Origin of the sequence: Ruegeria lacuscaerulensis, from assembly GCF_013033355.1 — a bacterium.
Taxonomy (GTDB): domain Bacteria; phylum Pseudomonadota; class Alphaproteobacteria; order Rhodobacterales; family Rhodobacteraceae; genus Ruegeria; species Ruegeria lacuscaerulensis_A.
This window is the reverse complement of record NZ_WQDY01000002.1, coordinates 353,655-369,930: the sequence shown is the minus strand read 5'-3', so window position 1 is coordinate 369,930 and position 16,276 is coordinate 353,655. Positions and strand designations below refer to the sequence as shown.

The window sequence follows — 16,276 nt, the reverse complement described above, 5'->3', positions numbered from 1 at the left end:
TTAAGGGAAAATCGCGATACCCGGAAACTTATCTTCATACTTATCCACAGAAACCGTGGATTTGTTTTCTCTTGATCTGAGGCGCTCAAGATTGCAGCCATGGTCAGGGAATCATATTTCAGACACATGACCGTCCAGAACGAATCGAACTCCGAAACCCAAAGCGTTGGATACGAATGTATACAGCGATATGTGAAAACGCTGGACAGCTCTCCGGGCGTTTACCGGATGTTGGATGCGGACAGTCGGGTTCTTTATGTCGGCAAGGCGCGAAACCTGAAGGCGCGGGTGTCGAACTATACGCGGCCTGGACATTCGGGGCGGATCGAGAAGATGATCGCCGCGACGGCTTCGATGATGTTTCTGACCACGCGGACCGAGACCGAGGCGCTGCTGCTGGAGCAGAACCTGATCAAGCAGCTCAAGCCTAAGTACAATGTGCTGCTGCGCGACGATAAGAGTTTTCCGAACATTCTGGTCGCCAAGGATCATGGGTTTCCGCAGATCAAGAAACATCGCGGGGCGAAGAAAGAAAAGGGCGCCTATTTTGGCCCCTTCGCCAGTGCGGGTGCCGTTAACCGGACGCTGAACCAGCTGCAAAAAGCGTTCCTGCTGCGCAACTGCTCGGATTCCATGTTCGACAGCCGGACGCGGCCCTGTCTGCTGTATCAGATTAAGCGCTGTTCTGGGCCGTGTGTTGGGTTGATCTCGGAAAGCGACTACGGCGAAAGCGTCAAGGATGCAGAACGTTTCCTGTCGGGCCGGTCGACCAAGGTGCAAGAAGAACTGGCCGAACAGATGATGGCCGCGTCCGAGGCGATGGAGTTCGAACGCGCCGCCAGCCTGCGCGACCGAATCCGGGCGCTGACGCAGGTGCAGACAAGCCAAGGCATCAACCCGCGCGGCGTGGCAGAGGCGGATGTGATCGGCCTCTATATGGATAGTGGGCAAGCCTGTGTGCAGGTGTTCTTTATCCGGGCCAACCAGAACTGGGGCAACAAGGACTTTTACCCTCGGGTCGGGGCGGATGTGTCGCCGGCCGAGGTGATGGAGGCTTTCCTTGGTCAGTTCTACGACAACAAGGAGCCGCCGCGTCAGTTGATCCTGTCGGACGGGGTCGAGAACGCTGATCTGATGCAGGACGCGCTGTCGGAAAAGGCCGGTCGCAAGGTCGAAATCTTTGTGCCGCAGCGCGGTGAGAAACAAGAACTGGTCGCCGGGGCCCTGCGCAACGCGCGTGAGTCGCTGGCCCGTCGCATGTCGGAAAGCGCCACGCAAGCCAAGCTTTTGCGTGGCGTGGCCGAGGCGTTTGATCTGGACACGCCACCCGAGCGGATTGAGGTTTACGATAACAGCCATATCCAAGGCACCAACGCGGTGGGTGGGATGATCGTAGCGGGCCCCGAGGGGTTCATGAAAAACGCCTATCGCAAGTTCAACATCCGGGGCGATGACCTGACGCCGGGCGACGACTTTGGCATGATGAAAGAGGTCCTGACCCGCCGTTTCACTCGTCTGTTGAAAGAAGACCCAGACCGGGACAAGGGCCATTGGCCCGACCTGCTTTTGATCGACGGCGGCGCTGGGCAGGTCAGCGCGGTGCATGAGATCATGGTCGAACACGGTGTCGAAGACATCCCGATGGTCGGCGTCGCCAAAGGTGTGGATCGCGACCACGGCAAAGAGGAATTCCACCGCATCGGCCAACGCGCCTTTGCGCTGAAACGTAACGATCCGGTGCTGTATTTCATTCAACGCCTGCGGGATGAGGCGCACCGCTTCGCCATCGGCACCCATCGCGCCAAACGGGCCAAGGCGGTGGGGGCGACACCTCTGGACGAAATCCCCGGCGTAGGGTCGGCGCGCAAACGCGCCCTGTTGACCCATTTCGGCAGCGCCAAAGCGGTTAGCCGGGCCAATCTGGCGGATCTCAGGGCGGTGGACGGGATTTCAGCCGGGTTGGCGCAGAAGGTCTATGATTTCTTCCACGACAAGGGCTAGGCTCGCCGCCCGCGCCACAGGATATACAGCCCCGAGGCCACGATCAGCGCCGACCCGATCCACATGGTCTGGTCCAGCCGCTCACCAAACATGACCACGCCCAACCCGATCCCGAACAGCAGCCGGGAATAGCGGAAAGGCGTGACGGATGAGACCTCACCCGTGCGCATCGCCTTCATCAGCGCGGCATAGGCCATGACGCCCATGATGACTGCGCCGGTCATATGCAGGCTGACTTGCGGGCTTAAGGGCTGCATCGGTGTGCCCTCCCAGAACCGATAGGCCAGACCGGCGATTATGATGCAAAGGAACCCGTAGAACCCCAGCACCTCGGTCCCCAGTGACGCGGGCGCGGCGCGGCTGGCCAGATCGCGCCCGGCAAAGCCCAGCATCCCCAGCACCGCAAGGATGGACAGGGCCGAGAAGCTGTCCCCGGTCGGTTGGATGATGATCACGACGCCGACAAGGCCGATCAGAATGGCGCTCCACCGGCGCCAGCCGACGGTTTCGCCAAAAACCAGTGCGGCCCCGGCGACGACGACCAAGGGCGTAGCCTGCAGGATCACCGTGGCCGATGACAGCGGAGTAAGCGCGATGGCCAGCACATAGAACAACCGCCCCAGGATTTCGAATACCGCACGCACCTTCATCGGGCGCGACAGTACATCGGCTTGAAACAGCCGTGTGCCGCGCAGCAGGGCCACCACGGCATAGATCACCGCGCCGCCTGCGCCGAACAGAACCAGCACCTGCCAGATCGGAATCGCCGCCGAGGCCGCTTTGATCAGCGCATCCTCAAGCGCGAACAGTGCCATTGCGGCGATCATCCATGCGCTGCCGATCAGGTTCGATCGGGGGTCGGTTTGAATGTGACGGGTCATGTATCGCTCTGTCTTGGCCAGTCGCCAATCTGACCGCAAAGCCCGCGCGCGCCAAGCCGTGTGATTGGGGTTGCGACCCTTTGACCCCGAAGGCCACAACTGCCTGTGATCGGGGCAGATTTTCAATGGCCCATCTTTTATGTCCTGAACCGGCGATGTAGAGTTTTCTTCATGAAGTGGAACTTGCCCAATATCCTGACCGTACTGCGCCTTCTGGCCGCCCCCGGTCTGGCCGTGATGTTTTTGTATTTCACCCGGCCCTATGCCGACTGGTTTGCCCTGATCCTGTTCATGTCAGCGGCGATCACCGACTGGTTCGACGGGTATCTGGCCCGTGCTTGGAAACAGGAAACCAAGATCGGAGCGATGCTGGACCCGATTGCTGACAAGGCGATGGTGGTGATCGCGCTGATGATACTTGTGGGCTATTCGACCGAGCATTGGACGCCTTGGCTGGTGCTGCCCGCCACCGTGATTCTATTCCGCGAGGTCTTTGTTTCGGGGTTGCGGGAATATCTGGGCGATGTGGCGGGAACTTTGAAAGTGACCAAGCTGGCCAAATGGAAGACCACAGCGCAGATGTTTGCCATTGCGGTTTTGTTTTCACAGGGAATTTTTGAACACTACTTTGTCATGGCCACGTTTGGCATGGACCCTGCGACCATTGATCAGGTTCTCATTGGACAGCTTGAGGACGTAAACCACATCCGTTGGCATCTGGAAGGTATGTTCTGGTCGGGCCGGATCGGTTTGTGGCTGTTGTGGATCGCGGCGACGCTGACGTTGATCACCGGCTATGACTACCTACGTAAAGCCATGCCCCATCTGAAGGAGAGCTAAGCGATGGATGTGCTGTATTTCGCATGGGTGCGCGAACGCATCGGTCTGCCCAAGGAAAAGGTCGAAACACAGGCCGCAACCGTATCCGAGCTGGTCGCGGAACTGACCGCGCGCGAAGATCGCTACGCCGCCGCTTTCGCCGACCTGTCGGCGCTGCGCGTGGCGCTGGATCAGGAACTGTCGGACTTTGACGCCCCTTTGTCGGGCGTGCGCGAAGTTGCGTTCTTTCCGCCGATGACAGGTGGCTAAGATGCGGATCGTCGTACAAGAAGCCCCTTTCGACATGGGGGCCGAGGCCAACGCCTTTGCTGCCGGAGATGAGGCCGCAAATGGGGCCATCGTAACCTTCACCGGCGTTGTGCGCGATCTAGCTACGGGCGATTTGGACGTGATGGAGATCGAGCATTATCCCGGCATGACCGAGCGCGCCCTGACCAAGATCGCCGAAGAAGCACAGTCGCGCTGGTCGCTGGGCGATGTGCTGGTGATTCATCGCCACGGAAGGCTGGCTCCGGGGGATCGGATCATGATGGTGGCCACAGCCTCGCCTCATCGCAAGGACGCGTTCGAGGCGGCAGAATACCTGATGGATTACCTGAAATCCCGCGCGCCGTTCTGGAAGAAAGAGATCACCAATTCCGGTGCTGACTGGGTCGCTGCCAAGGACGAGGACGAGGACGCGCTGACGCGCTGGTGATTTAATCCGCGTTGTTGATCCGCCCGCGCAGCTCTTCGGCCTCTTGCCTCGCTGCGCGCAGCCCATCCATGGCCGCGGACAGCTCGGCCTCGGTTTGCGTCAGCTGGTTGGTCAGTTCGGCCTCGCGCTGCTGCAGATAGGTGATGGCCTGATCGCGGGTTTCCTCGGCCTCATGCAACTCCTGGCTCATGCGGTCCAGATCGGCTACGTCGCTTTGGCGCACGCGGGACAGGCGATGGGCCAGCCAGTTGGCGAACCACCCCATACAAAACGCTGCAAACAAAATGACGGCGGTGGCGATGATGAATTCTAGTCTGTTCAACTTACTGGTCCCCTGCGCCGGTTTCTTCGGCGTCTGTTTGTGCGTCTTCTGACGGCTGTGTGTCCTGTTCCAGCGCTTCCAGACCCGTCTCGGAATTGGCGACGGGTTCAGGGCGGATCAGGCGAAATTCAATCCGACGGTTTTCCTCGCGACCTTCCTCGGAGCCATTGTCGGCGATAGGTTGCGTTTCGCCGTATCCCACTGCAGTGTAGCTTGCGGTGGGAACGCGCCGTCCGCGCAGCTCGTTTAGGATGGACTGTGCCCGAGCCTGGCTGAGTTGCTGATTCATCTCTTCCCGGCCCTGACTGTCGGTGTGGCCCTGGATCTCCATCCGGATTGGGCCGCATTCGCGCAGAATGTCGGCGATCTGGTTCACAGTATCACGCGAATCCGCCGCCACCGTGGCCGAGCCAGGTTCGAAGGCGATCTTGCTGGACGTCTGAACTTCGGCAATGCGGTCTTCGCATTGCTCGGGGTCTGGCAGTGCGTCTTCGGGTTCCGGAGGTTTCTGGTAGGTGATCGAAAGTGTGTATTCCTGCGCTTCGCCTAGCTTGTCGGACAAAAGGCCAGCGATGCGCGCTCTGGTGTCGGGTTCATGGCTGACGCCGATCAGCATGACATCGTCCGGCGTCACAGTCAAAGCACCATTGTGCAGTAATGACAGCGCCTCAAGCCCGGCCAGGACGCGCACGGCCCAGTCGGTGGGCAGGTCAGGCACAACGCGAGTTGCGGTATAAACCTGTTCCGAGCCAAACGCCGCGCGGGCATAGCTGTCGACCATGTCCCTAAGGGTTTCATCACCCAAGCGTCCGCGCATTTGGACCAGCCCTTCGGGGCTGCGCGTGGCAGAAAACTCGGGCGGGCCTGTGGGTTCGTCGGTTTCAGGCTCGGGCAGGACGGCGTGAAGGGCGAAGACCTCGGGCAGCGCATTCTCAAGCTCGCCTACCACGCGGTCGAAAGTGGCGGCGTTCGTACCCATCTCGGCGACCAGCGTGATGTCGGCGTCAGACATGGTCACAGATCCCAAACCGATCTGAGCCAACGCCTTGATGCTGAGCGTTGCGGCCTCGGACCAGCGGGGTGATGGAACGCCCAACCCGATCGTACAGGTGTAGGGTCCGGTCAGCCCTGCCGCTTCAGCCGTGGCAATGATAGCGTTTCGGGAATCCTGATCAGGCGCCGAACACGCGTCGAAATGACCGCCTTCGGCATCGACAATGTAGCGCAGCGTAAACGGCGTGATCACCGGCCGCGGGGCCGTGATCGACAATCCGATCCTAAGGCTGGGTGGCGCAGCACGCGTCAAATCCTGTTCAAGCCGTTCCTTTTCCTGCTGGCTGTCGGCGATAGCGGTAATCCTCACCAACCCCGGACTGGCCGAAATCTTGGCGCGTGGAAGCCGAACAAGGGCTTCGATCGCGTAGGTTAGTGCCTCATCCCAGCCTTTGGGCTTGGGATAGTCGGCGGTCTCAAGAAGGTCCGATACATTGTCCCCGTCCAGCCGATGCAAACGCTCCATCAATGCCTCGCGGTCCTGGCTGAGCGGGACCAGACCTATCACCGAAATACCGCTGTCATTGCGCAGAATTTCGGCTGAAAACTTGGGTGGTGCCAGTTGGGTTGTTGGAGCGACTTCCATCTCGTCAATAACGCGCGAGGTGTCGACTTCGGTGCCGGCAGCGGTCAGGGCGCTGAAACGCGCGGCTTCGTCAGCAGCGGTGCCAGTCAGTATGACGCGCAAGCCGTCAGATTCGACCTCGGCCCAGTCATGGCCTTTCAGATCAAGCGCGCGGCGCACCGCGAATTCCGATGCCTCTTCGACCTTGGTGACCGAGTAACTGGCGGCCAGCAGAGACAGCCCGGCAGAAACCAGGAAGATAAAGGCAACAGCTAGGAGATAAGGCAGGCGCATGTGCAGACAGAAGACTCCTCGGGTGATTGAGCCGGACTCTTACAGAGGCCCGGCCCGAGGTGCAATCAGACCAGCAAGGCCACGCAAAGGAAGATCAGCGGAATAAGGCCGGTGTCGCGATTTGCGCGGAACAACTGCAGCAGTTTGGCGTTGTCCTCGGTGTCCAGTCCGCGCAATTGCCACGCCATGTGCCACCCCATCGCCCAAGGCCCGGCCAGCGCAACAAAAAGCGCCATGATCGAGGCCTGAGTCGTTGCCGCGTCGATTATCGCCAGCCCCATCAACGACACGGTTGCAACGAGGAAGTATTTCAGCCATCTGGCTGTATCCGAACCAAACAGGCGTGCAGTGGATTTGATGCCGATCAACTCGTCATCTTCGGCGTCCTGATGGGCATAGATCGTGTCGTAGAACAGCGTCCAGGCGATTCCGGCCAGATAGAGCGTGATCGCGGGCACCCCGACCGTTCCGGTATGCGCTGCCCAGGCCAGCAGAATGCCCCAGTTGAACGCCAGTCCCAAAAACACTTGGGGCCACCATGTAAAGCGTTTTGCGAACGGATATATTGTCACCGGCAACAGCGACAAGACGCCCATCGCGATCGCAGCTTGATTGAAGGTCAGCAGAATACCCAACGCCAACAGGCATTGCAGCCCCATCCAGACAACCGCTTGTCGTACCGTGACCTGACCTGATGGGATCGGACGCGACCGAGTACGCTCGACCTGAGCGTCGAACTCGCGATCAGTGATGTCGTTCCACGTGCAGCCCGCGCCGCGCATCAGAAAAGCGCCGATTGCGCAGCCAACGGCGATCCAAAGGTCTTCCCATCGCGGGGTGCCATCGCTGAGGATGGCCAGCGCAAGACCCCACCAGCAGGGAATCAGCAAAAGCCATGTGCCGATGGGCCGGTCTGCGCGGCTTAGGCGCAGATAGGGGCGGGTGAAGGCGGGCGCATGGGTGTCGACCCAGTTGCCGCTTACGGCATCAGCGACCTGACCGTCTGGTGTTGGGGCATTGCCTTGCATATTAAGGTCTCATGAGTGCAAAGATCAGACTGTATGTAGAGCACCCTTTGGGTCCGGGGCAATCGGTTCCTTTGACGCGTGATCAGGCCCACTACCTGTTTGGCGTCATGCGGCTGGCCGTGGGCGGGCAGGTGGCTCTGTTTAACGGCCAAGATGGCGAGTGGCTTGCCGACGTGGCCGAGGCGGGCAAGCGTGGCGGCGTGCTGTCCTGCGCCCGCCAGACCAAACCACTGCAAATGCCGCCCGATCTGTGGTTCCTGTTTGCGCCGATCAAAAAGGCGCGCACCGATTTCATTGTCGAAAAAGCAGCCGAGATGGGGGCTGCGCGTATCCTGCCCGTGCAGACTGAATTCACCAATTCCGAGCGTATCCGCCAAGACCGCCTTCAGGCGCATGCCGTTGAGGCGGCAGAGCAATGCGGCGGAACTTACGTGCCCGAGGTTTCCGATCTGCAGCGGCTTGATCGCGTGCTGGATGCGTGGGAAGACCGACAACTGATGTTCTGCGACGAGGCAGAGGTTGGGTCGGTCCTGCGATTGGCAGCCAATGAAACGGGCCAGCCCTGGGCCATTCTCATCGGGCCCGAGGGTGGGTTTTCGGATCGCGAACGGGCCCGCTTGTCTGGTCTTTCCTACGCACATGTGGTCAGCCTTGGGCCACGTATTCTGCGCGCGGATACAGCAGCGGTGGCGGCGCTGACCATGTGGCAGCAGGCACTGGGGGATTGGTCATGAGCTGGCAACAGGCCCAACAAGAGGACGTGCCACGCATCACCCGGTTTTTGTCCGACCACATTCAGACCTCGATGTTTCCTCTGGCCAATCTGCGGGATTTTGGTTTGAGGGGCACGGACCCTCGTGCTTTGAACGTCTGGACTTTGGGTGACGGCCCTCGCGCGGTCTTCGCGATCACTAATGAGGGCATGGTCCTGACCCAGTGCCCGGACTGTTCCGATGACGAGCTTATGGCCGCGATTGACCTGATCCGGGGGCGTCCCTTGTTCGGCATCGCCGCCGAGGCGGCTCAGGCGCGGCGTATCATGCAGATGGCGGGATGGGCCGGCAGACCCGCGACGCTCAACAGTGATGAACCGGGCTTTACGCTGGACCTGACACAGCTTGTCGTGCCGGACACGACGGGCGCTATGCTGGAACCCTTAAGCGGGTTTTACGGGGACATTGCCGAAGGCTGGCGGACCGACTATTTGATCGAGGCGATGGATTTCGATCCCGCCCGCGCACGCAAACAGGCGCGTAAGGACTTTGTCGCTTATACTCAGCGCAACTCACATCGAATATTGCTGATCGACGGGCAGCCCGTGGCCATGACCGGGTTCAACGCACGCTTGCCTGACGTTGTCCAGATCGGAGGGGTTTATACCCCGCCCGAACTGCGTGGGCGGGGGTATGCCCGCTTGGCGGTTGGGTTGCATCTGCTTGAGGCAAACGCCAGTGGTGTGTCCCGTGCCGTTCTGTTTGCGGCTTCTGATTCCGCAGCGCGTGCCTATATGGCTATTGGATTCAAACCGGCAGGGCAGTTTTCACTGATCCTGTTCAAAGACCCAAAGGACCCGGCATGAGCTTTATCCGACCCGAAGCCAAACTGGCCCTGTGGCGCTGGCGCGAAGTGTTGGTTGCCGTGGCCGTCCTGCTCGTTGGCCTTAGCTGGATCAGCGGCCCCGGCGGATTGCTGGGCTGGATGGGCTGGGTTCTGGTTGCCGTGGCCGTGGCGCTGGCCGTCATAGGTTTTCAGCGCGCGCGATTCCGTACTGGGGCAGGCGGCCCCGGCGTTGTCACCATCGACGAAGGTCAGATCACCTATCTGGGCCCGCTGGACGGCGGCATGGTCGCCGCACGCGAGATCGAACGGCTGGCACTGGACCCGACCTCGAACCCGGCGCATTGGGTGCTGTCTCAGCCGGGCCAGCCAACGCTTCACATTCCCGTGAATGCCGAAGGTGCAGAGGCGCTGTTTGATGTGTTCTCGAACCTGCCGGGGCTGAAAACCGAGCAAATGCTGGCCGAACTGAACGGCGGTGCGGTGCATCCTGTAGTGATCTGGGAAAAGCGCCCGATGCGCCCGGCGCATCTGCGGCTGCATTGACACTGGCGGCATTTCCCCCCACGACTGACCCAAAGACAGACACATCAGGATCGGAGAGCGGTTCATGTCCATCCCCCAGTCCGGCGGCGGGCCGATCGAACGCCACGAACAGCTAGCGGAATATCTGGAATCGGGCTGCAAGCCCAAAGCCGATTGGCGCATCGGGACCGAGCATGAAAAGTTCGGCTATTGCAAGGACACGCTGAAACCGCTGCCGTTCGAGGGCAAGCGTTCCATTGTTGCGGTGCTTGAGGGTCTGCGCGACCGCCATGGCTGGGCCGAGGTGCGCGAGGGCGACAACCTGATCGGTCTGGAAAAGGACGGCGCGAATGTCAGCCTGGAACCCGGCGGTGCGCTGGAACTATCGGGCGCTCCGCTGGAGACGATCCACGAGACCTGCGATGAGGTGAACACCCACCTGCGCGAGGTGAAGGATATCGCCGATGAGATCGGCGTGGGCTTCATCGGTCTGGGTGCGGCTCCGATCTGGACCCATGACGAGATGCCGTTGATGCCCAAGGGCCGCTATCGGCTGATGAACGACTACATGGAAAAGGTCGGCACCATGGGCCGCGCCATGATGCGGCGTACCTGTACTGTTCAGGTAAATATCGACTTTGGGTCCGAGGCCGACATGGTCCAGAAACTACGTGTCGCGCTGGCCCTGCAGCCGGTGGCGACGGCGCTGTTTGCCAATTCGCCTTTCTTCGAGGGCAAGCCCAACGGCCAGAAAAGCTGGCGCAGCCATATCTGGCGGCATCTAGATGATGCGCGGACGGGCATGTTGCCGTTTGTGTTCGAAGAGGGCTTTGGGTTCGAGCGTTACGTGCAATACGCGCTCGATGTGCCGATGTATTTCGCCTATCGCGACGGGCAGTATATCAACGCGCTGGGCATGTCCTTCCGCGACTTCCTGCAGGGCAAACTGCCCGCGCTGCCCGGTGAGACGCCGACGCTCAGCGATTGGGCCGACCACCTGACCACCGCTTTCCCCGAGGCTCGCATCAAGAAATACATGGAGATGCGCGGCGCCGATGGCGGCCCGTGGCGACGCCTGTGCGCGCTGCCTGCCTTCTGGGTCGGTCTGACCTACGATCAGGGTGCGCTGGATGCGGCGTGGGATCTGGTCAAAGGCTGGGACGCGGACACCCGCGAAGAACTGCGCGTTCAGGCTGCCGTTCAGGGTCTTCAGGCACAGGTTGGCGGCATCAAAATGCACGATTTGGCACGCGAGGTCGTGGCGATCTCCGAGGCTGGTCTGAAATCCCGCGCCTTCCCCGGCGCAGGTGGTCTGGTGCCGGACGAGACGCATTTCCTGAACGCGCTGAAGGAAAGCATCGACACAGGGAAAGTCCCCGCCGATGAGTTGCTGGATCACTACAATGGCGACTGGAATGGCGATCTGACCCGGATTTATCCCGAATACAGCTATTGATCAGCACCGTCCCGCTTGCATTCGCGGGGCGGGGCCGATAGCAGGTTGGCGACCAAATTCAGAGGGCGTCATGGACGATCTTAAGGCAAAATATCTGGGCCAAATCGCCGAAGCGGGCGACGAGAGCGCGCTTGAGGCGATCCGCGTCGCCGCCGTGGGCAAAAAAGGCGAGGTCGCGCTGAAGATGCGCGAGCTGGGCAAAATGACCCCCGAGGAACGCCAGGTTACAGGCCCCGCGCTGAACGCTCTGAAGGATGAGATTAACTCGGCGCTGGCCGCCAAAAAATCCGCGCTAGCCGATGCCGCGCTGGATGAACGTCTGCGCACCGAATGGCTGGACGTTACCTTGCCGACCCGTTCGCGCCGTCAGGGCTCGATCCACCCGATCAGCCAGGCGACCGAGGAACTGACCGCGATCTTCGCCGAACTGGGCTTCTCGGTGGCTGAAGGGCCCCGGATCGAGGACGACTGGTATAATTTCGACGCCCTGAACATCCCCGGCCACCACCCCGCGCGGGCCGAGATGGACACGTTCTACATGCACCGCGCCGAAGGTGACGACCGTCCGCCGCATGTGCTGCGTACCCATACGTCTCCGGTACAGATCCGCTCGATGGAGAAACAGGGCGCGCCGATCCGCGTGATCTGTCCGGGCGGTGTGTATCGCGCCGACTATGACCAGACCCACACGCCGATGTTCCATCAGGTCGAAGGGCTGGCCATCGACAAGGACATCTCGATGGCGAACCTGAAATGGGTTCTGGAAGAGTTCGTGAAAGCCTTCTTCGAGGTCGACGACGTCGAGCTGCGCTTCCGCGCCTCGCACTTCCCCTTCACCGAGCCCTCGGCCGAGGTCGATATCCGCTGTTCTTGGGATAACGGCCAGCTGAAGATCGGCGAGGGCGACGACTGGATGGAGATTCTGGGTTCCGGCATGGTCCACCCGAAGGTGATCGCCGCCGGTGGCATCGACCCCGAGGTGTATCAGGGTTTCGCGTTCGGGATCGGCATCGACCGTCTGGCGATGCTGAAATACGGCATTCCGGATTTGCGAGCGTTCTTTGACAGTGATCTGCGCTGGCTGCGCCACTATGGGTTCGCGGCGCTGGATATGCCGAACCTGCATGGTGGTTTGAGCCGGTAAGTGTATCTGCTCGGCGTGTATTTCTCGAAATACTACGACCGGTGTTATGCGTTCTCTGGGCGTAACCGCAGGTGGGTTGGCGCGGGTCTTCTGTTTTCCTGGTTTCTTGTTTTCTGTGTGTTGGACAGCTTTTTGCTGGGATGGATGAGTGTTCTGATTTTGCTTGCAATGTCGCCATTTCAGGGGCTTTTTATGCTGGCATTTCATCGGGTCTGGGAGAAACGGGACCAAGTTAAAAGTGGTCGACGCAATCAACTTTGGAAAACCAAGAAACTGCTTGGCCGTTTCAAGAAATTAGCGCGGAGCAAAGGCCGATAGGCCACCGCGCTATCGGTCGTTCATTATGGCGCCATTGGTTCGAGCCCAATGGACGAAACCGCCCGGACGGGCTGGCGATTTGTCTCCGCCTTCGCACCGCTCGAACAGTGCGCGGATTTGGCCAGCATAAAGTGGGCAGCACAGCTGGCAGATCGCTATCCCGCGGTCTGGCGATAGTGCTACTTGCGCTCTGTCCGGAGGGCTGAAATCTGCGCGTGTTACAGTTTCCCACACGGTTGTGACGTGACAGTCCGCGTCAGGCGGCTAGGCTCCGGCCTATGATTTACCGACTGCTTTTCCTGCTGATGACCGCCACCCCTGCATTCGCCTTGGGTCCGTGGAAATCCGATTGCCATGGCGACACCGCCTGCGAGCTCGGCGACCGCTCGTATCATGTGCTTGAGCCTGAGGGGTGGGACGGCGAAACGCCTCTGCCCGTGTTGCTGCATTTCCACGGCTGGGCGCGGCAGGGTACTGTGGTGGTGAACCATCAGCGCATCGCCGGGGCCACAAAACTGCGCGGCGTGTTGCTGGTGGCCCCCAACGGCTTGGGCAAAAGCTGGGACTTCTGGACATCGGACACGCGTGACGTTCCCTTTGCCGATGCGGTGCTGGAGGATGTGGCCAATCGCTATCCGGTTGATCCTGAACGTATCTACGTCTCGGGGTATTCCTTTGGCGGCGCGATGGCGTGGCGCTATGTGTGCCAGTCGGGCAATGACATTGCCGCGCTGCTCGCTGTTGCAGGCAGCATCCGCCAGACCGAAGACTGCCCCGAAGCCCCGCGTGAGGCGCGCCATGTACACGGCCTCAGCGATACGGTGATGGATTTCCCTTATGGCTTCAATGGGGACACGACCTACCCGGTGGCGCTGTGGCGGGCGGCGTATGAGTGCCACGATGCCACCCCGCGCGGCGATTGGAGCGTGGTGCCGATCCTGACCCTCAGCCGAGTGGAGTGGACCGATTGCGCACGCGGGCAGGTGACGCTGGACACGCATCCGGGCGGGCATTTTATCCCCCATGGCTGGATCGGGCGGCAATTGGACGAGCTTTTGGGCCGCACCCCCACCTATCCGTGACGCACAGCGCTTGCACCTTGGCGCATTCTTTGTCATTGCCTGTGCTGACTGGATGTTTGCCAAAAAAGGCCCCGAGCAATGAAATTCACTCTGTCCTGGCTGAAAGACCACCTCGACACGGACGCGTCGGTTGATGAGATCGCCGAGGCGCTGACCGACCTCGGGCTAGAGGTCGAAGAGATTGTGAACCCGGCGGACCGGCTGGCAGGCTTTACGCTGGGCCATGTGAAACACGCGGAAAAGCATCCCGACGCCGACAAACTGCGGGTCTGCACAGTGGAAACCGACGAGGGCGATCTGCAAATCATTTGCGGCGCGCCCAACGCGCGCGAAGGCATCACTGTCGTGGTTTGCAAACCGGGCATGTATATCCCCGGTCTGGATATCACCATCAGCGTCGGCAAGATCCGGGGCGTCGAAAGCTTTGGCATGATGGCCTCCGAGCGTGAGCTGGAGCTGTCGGACGAGCATGATGGCATTATCGAACTGCCCTCGGGCGAGGTCGGTGATCGCTTCGTCGACTGGTTGGCCGAGAATGACCCGTCCAAGGTCGATCCGGTGATCGAGATTGCGATCACGCCGAACCGCCCCGATGCGTTGGGTGTGGCTGGCATCGCACGTGATCTGGCAGCGCGCGGTGTGGGTACGCTGAAAGAGCATATCCACGCGCCAGTGCCGGGGGATTTCGAATGCCCGATCAAGGTGACGATTGACGACGACACCCTGGACGGCGCGCCGCATTTCACCGGTCGTGTAATCCGGGGCGTCAAGAACGGCCCCAGCCCGCAATGGCTGCAGGATCAGTTGAAGGCCATCGGTCTGCGTCCCATTTCGGCGTTGGTGGATATCACCAACTACATGACCTTTGACCAGAACCGCCCGCTGCACGTGTTTGATGCGGATAAGGTGCAGGGCAACCTGCGGGTTCACCGCGCCAAGGGCGGTGAAACGCTGGTGGCGCTGGATGAGAAGGAATACACCCTGCAGCGCGGTATGATGGTGATCTCGGACGACAAGGGCGCGGAATCTATCGCGGGTATCATGGGCGGCGAGGAAACCGGCTGTACCTATGAAACGGTCAATGTCTTCCTCGAAAGCGCCTTTTGGGATCACGTGCAGATCGCCCTGACGGGCCGCGCTCTGAAGATTAACTCGGACGCGCGTTACCGCTTTGAACGCGGCGTTGACCCGCAATTCACCCGCGAAGGGTTGGAGCAGGCGACGCAGATGATTCTGGATATCTGCGGCGGCGAGGTATCCTCGGTTGTCGAGGCCGGTAAGGCCCCGAACCACGCGCGCGCCTACAAGCTGGATGCGGCGCGGGTGCAGTCGCTGGTCGGGATGGACATACCCGAAAGCGAACAGCGCCAGACCCTGACCCGTCTGGGTTTCCGCCTCGAAGGCGAGATGGCCCATGTGCCCAGCTGGCGCCCCGATGTCATGGGCGAGGCCGATCTGGTGGAAGAGGTCGCGCGGATTGCCTCGCTGACCAAGCTGCAGGGCAAACCGCTGCCGCGAGTGACCGATGGCATCCCCAAGGCGGTGATGACACCGACGCAGCGCCGTCAGTCGATGGCCCGCCGGACTTGTGCGGCGCTGGGCTACAATGAATGTGTGTCCTATACCTTCATTGATAAGGCCTCGGCGGCCCTGTTCAGGGGCGGCGATGCCGCGACGCAACTGGAAAACCCGATTTCCTCGGAAATGAGCCATATGCGCCCCGATCTGCTGCCCGGCCTGCTACAGGCGGCCGCCCGCAATCAGGCGCGCGGCTTTGCCGATGTTGCCCTGTTCGAGGTTGGCCCTGTTTTCCACGGCGGCGAGCCCGGCAACCAGAAAACCCAGATCACTGGTCTGCTGGTGGGCCGCGATGGTCCCAAAGATGTGCACGGGGCCGCGCGCGCGGTAGATGTGTTTGACGTCAAAGCCGATGCCGAGGCCGTACTGGCCGCGATCGGAGCGCCCGCGAAGGTGCAGGTCCTGCGCGATGGTAATGCGTGGTGGCATCCGGGCCGTCATGGCAAAATCTGTCTCGGTCCGAAAAAGGTGCTGGGCGTGTTTGGTGAACTGCACCCGCGCATCCTGCAAGCGCTGGATATCAAGGGTCCGGCGATGGCCTTTACCATCTGGCCGGACGAAGTGCCTCTGCCGCGCAAATCCGGGGCCACCCGCGCGGCGCTTGAACTGCGCGATCTGCAGGCGGTGGAACGTGACTTTGCCTTTGTGGTTGATGCGGATGTCGAAGCTCTGACCTTGGTGAACGCAGCAGCAGGCGCGGATAAGGCGCTGATCGACGATGTACGCGTGTTCGATGAATTCATCGGTGGCAGCCTGGGTGAGGGCAAGAAATCGCTGGCCATCACCGTGCGTCTGCAACCGACGGACAAGACCCTCAAGGAAGAGGATATCGAGGCGGTTGGTCAGAAGATCATCGCCAAAGTGTCCAAGGCCACGGGCGGCCTTCTGCGCGGCTGATTGGCGCGACAAGCTAACAAGACAAAGGGGCCGGACGC

Annotated in this window: 15 protein-coding genes; 11 read left to right on the top strand and 4 right to left on the bottom strand. The window is 60.9% G+C overall.

What is annotated here, in order from left to right; translation table 11 throughout:
* Positions 1–126: 126 nt before the first annotated feature.
* The gene (gene uvrC, locus GOW48_RS05280; protein ID WP_170751950.1) at positions 127–2,001 is read left to right on the top strand and encodes an excinuclease ABC subunit UvrC; all 1,875 of its coding nucleotides are present in this window, start codon (positions 127–129) and stop codon (positions 1,999–2,001) included.
* Here the strand turns inward: uvrC and GOW48_RS05275 are convergent.
* Positions 1,998–2,882 (bottom strand): DMT family transporter, encoded by an 885-nt coding sequence (locus GOW48_RS05275; RefSeq protein WP_170751948.1) that lies wholly within the window; start codon positions 2,880–2,882, stop codon positions 1,998–2,000. The genes uvrC and GOW48_RS05275 overlap by 4 nt on opposite strands.
* A gap of 171 nt (positions 2,883–3,053) precedes the next feature.
* On the opposite strand from GOW48_RS05275, the gene pgsA reads away from it, so the two are divergent.
* The 3 genes from pgsA to GOW48_RS05260 are packed head-to-tail and all read left to right on the top strand — an operon-like array spanning position 3,054 to position 4,419.
* Positions 3,054–3,722, top strand: a complete 669-nt coding sequence (pgsA, locus tag GOW48_RS05270) for a CDP-diacylglycerol--glycerol-3-phosphate 3-phosphatidyltransferase (protein WP_170353621.1) — start codon at positions 3,054–3,056, stop codon at positions 3,720–3,722.
* A 3-nt stretch (positions 3,723–3,725) separates the two neighbouring features.
* The gene (gene moaD, locus GOW48_RS05265) at positions 3,726–3,971 is read left to right on the top strand and encodes a molybdopterin converting factor subunit 1 (RefSeq protein ID WP_170353620.1); all 246 of its coding nucleotides are present in this window, start codon (positions 3,726–3,728) and stop codon (positions 3,969–3,971) included.
* A gap of 1 nt (position 3,972) precedes the next feature.
* Positions 3,973–4,419 carry a molybdenum cofactor biosynthesis protein MoaE gene (locus GOW48_RS05260; protein WP_170751946.1) on the top strand — a complete coding sequence of 149 codons (447 nt, stop codon included), beginning with the start codon at positions 3,973–3,975 and terminating at the stop codon, positions 4,417–4,419.
* 1 nt (position 4,420) lies between these two features.
* On the opposite strand, the gene GOW48_RS05255 is transcribed toward GOW48_RS05260, so the two are convergent.
* From GOW48_RS05255 to ubiA, 3 genes are all read right to left on the bottom strand, one after another.
* Positions 4,421–4,741, bottom strand: a complete 321-nt coding sequence (locus GOW48_RS05255; RefSeq protein WP_170353618.1) for a hypothetical protein — start codon at positions 4,739–4,741, stop codon at positions 4,421–4,423.
* 1 nt (position 4,742) lies between these two features.
* Positions 4,743–6,653: an OmpA family protein gene (locus tag GOW48_RS05250; RefSeq protein WP_170751944.1), complete on the bottom strand. Its 1,911-nt coding sequence runs from the start codon at positions 6,651–6,653 to the stop codon at positions 4,743–4,745.
* 65 nt (positions 6,654–6,718) lie between these two features.
* The gene (gene ubiA / locus GOW48_RS05245; protein WP_170353616.1) at positions 6,719–7,681 is read right to left on the bottom strand and encodes a 4-hydroxybenzoate octaprenyltransferase; all 963 of its coding nucleotides are present in this window, start codon (positions 7,679–7,681) and stop codon (positions 6,719–6,721) included.
* An 11-nt stretch (positions 7,682–7,692) separates the two neighbouring features.
* Between ubiA and GOW48_RS05240 the strand changes: the two genes are divergently transcribed.
* The 7 genes from GOW48_RS05240 (at position 7,693) to pheT (ending at position 16,238) form a co-directional block, all read left to right on the top strand.
* Positions 7,693–8,415: a 16S rRNA (uracil(1498)-N(3))-methyltransferase gene (locus tag GOW48_RS05240; RefSeq protein WP_170751942.1), complete on the top strand. Its 723-nt coding sequence runs from the start codon at positions 7,693–7,695 to the stop codon at positions 8,413–8,415.
* Entirely contained in the window at positions 8,412–9,260 is an 849-nt protein-coding gene (locus GOW48_RS05235; RefSeq protein WP_170751940.1) for a GNAT family N-acetyltransferase, read from the top strand. Before GOW48_RS05240 ends, GOW48_RS05235 begins: the two co-directional genes overlap by 4 nt.
* Entirely contained in the window at positions 9,257–9,784 is a 528-nt protein-coding gene (locus GOW48_RS05230) for a hypothetical protein (RefSeq protein WP_170751938.1), read from the top strand. Before GOW48_RS05235 ends, GOW48_RS05230 begins: the two co-directional genes overlap by 4 nt.
* A 64-nt stretch (positions 9,785–9,848) precedes the next feature.
* Positions 9,849–11,219, top strand: coding sequence for a glutamate--cysteine ligase (locus GOW48_RS05225; protein WP_170751936.1), 1,371 nt, complete (start codon positions 9,849–9,851; stop codon positions 11,217–11,219).
* Between the two features lie 70 nt (positions 11,220–11,289).
* Positions 11,290–12,363: a phenylalanine--tRNA ligase subunit alpha gene (gene pheS, locus GOW48_RS05220; RefSeq protein ID WP_170751934.1), complete on the top strand. Its 1,074-nt coding sequence runs from the start codon at positions 11,290–11,292 to the stop codon at positions 12,361–12,363.
* A gap of 596 nt (positions 12,364–12,959) precedes the next feature.
* On the top strand, positions 12,960–13,763 hold the full coding sequence (locus GOW48_RS05215; RefSeq protein ID WP_170751932.1) for a CE1 family esterase: 804 nt from the start codon (positions 12,960–12,962) through the stop codon (positions 13,761–13,763).
* 78 nt (positions 13,764–13,841) lie between these two features.
* Complete coding sequence (gene pheT, locus GOW48_RS05210; RefSeq protein ID WP_170751930.1) at positions 13,842–16,238, top strand: phenylalanine--tRNA ligase subunit beta; 2,397 nt, start codon at positions 13,842–13,844, stop codon at positions 16,236–16,238.
* Positions 16,239–16,276: the final 38 nt, after the last annotated feature.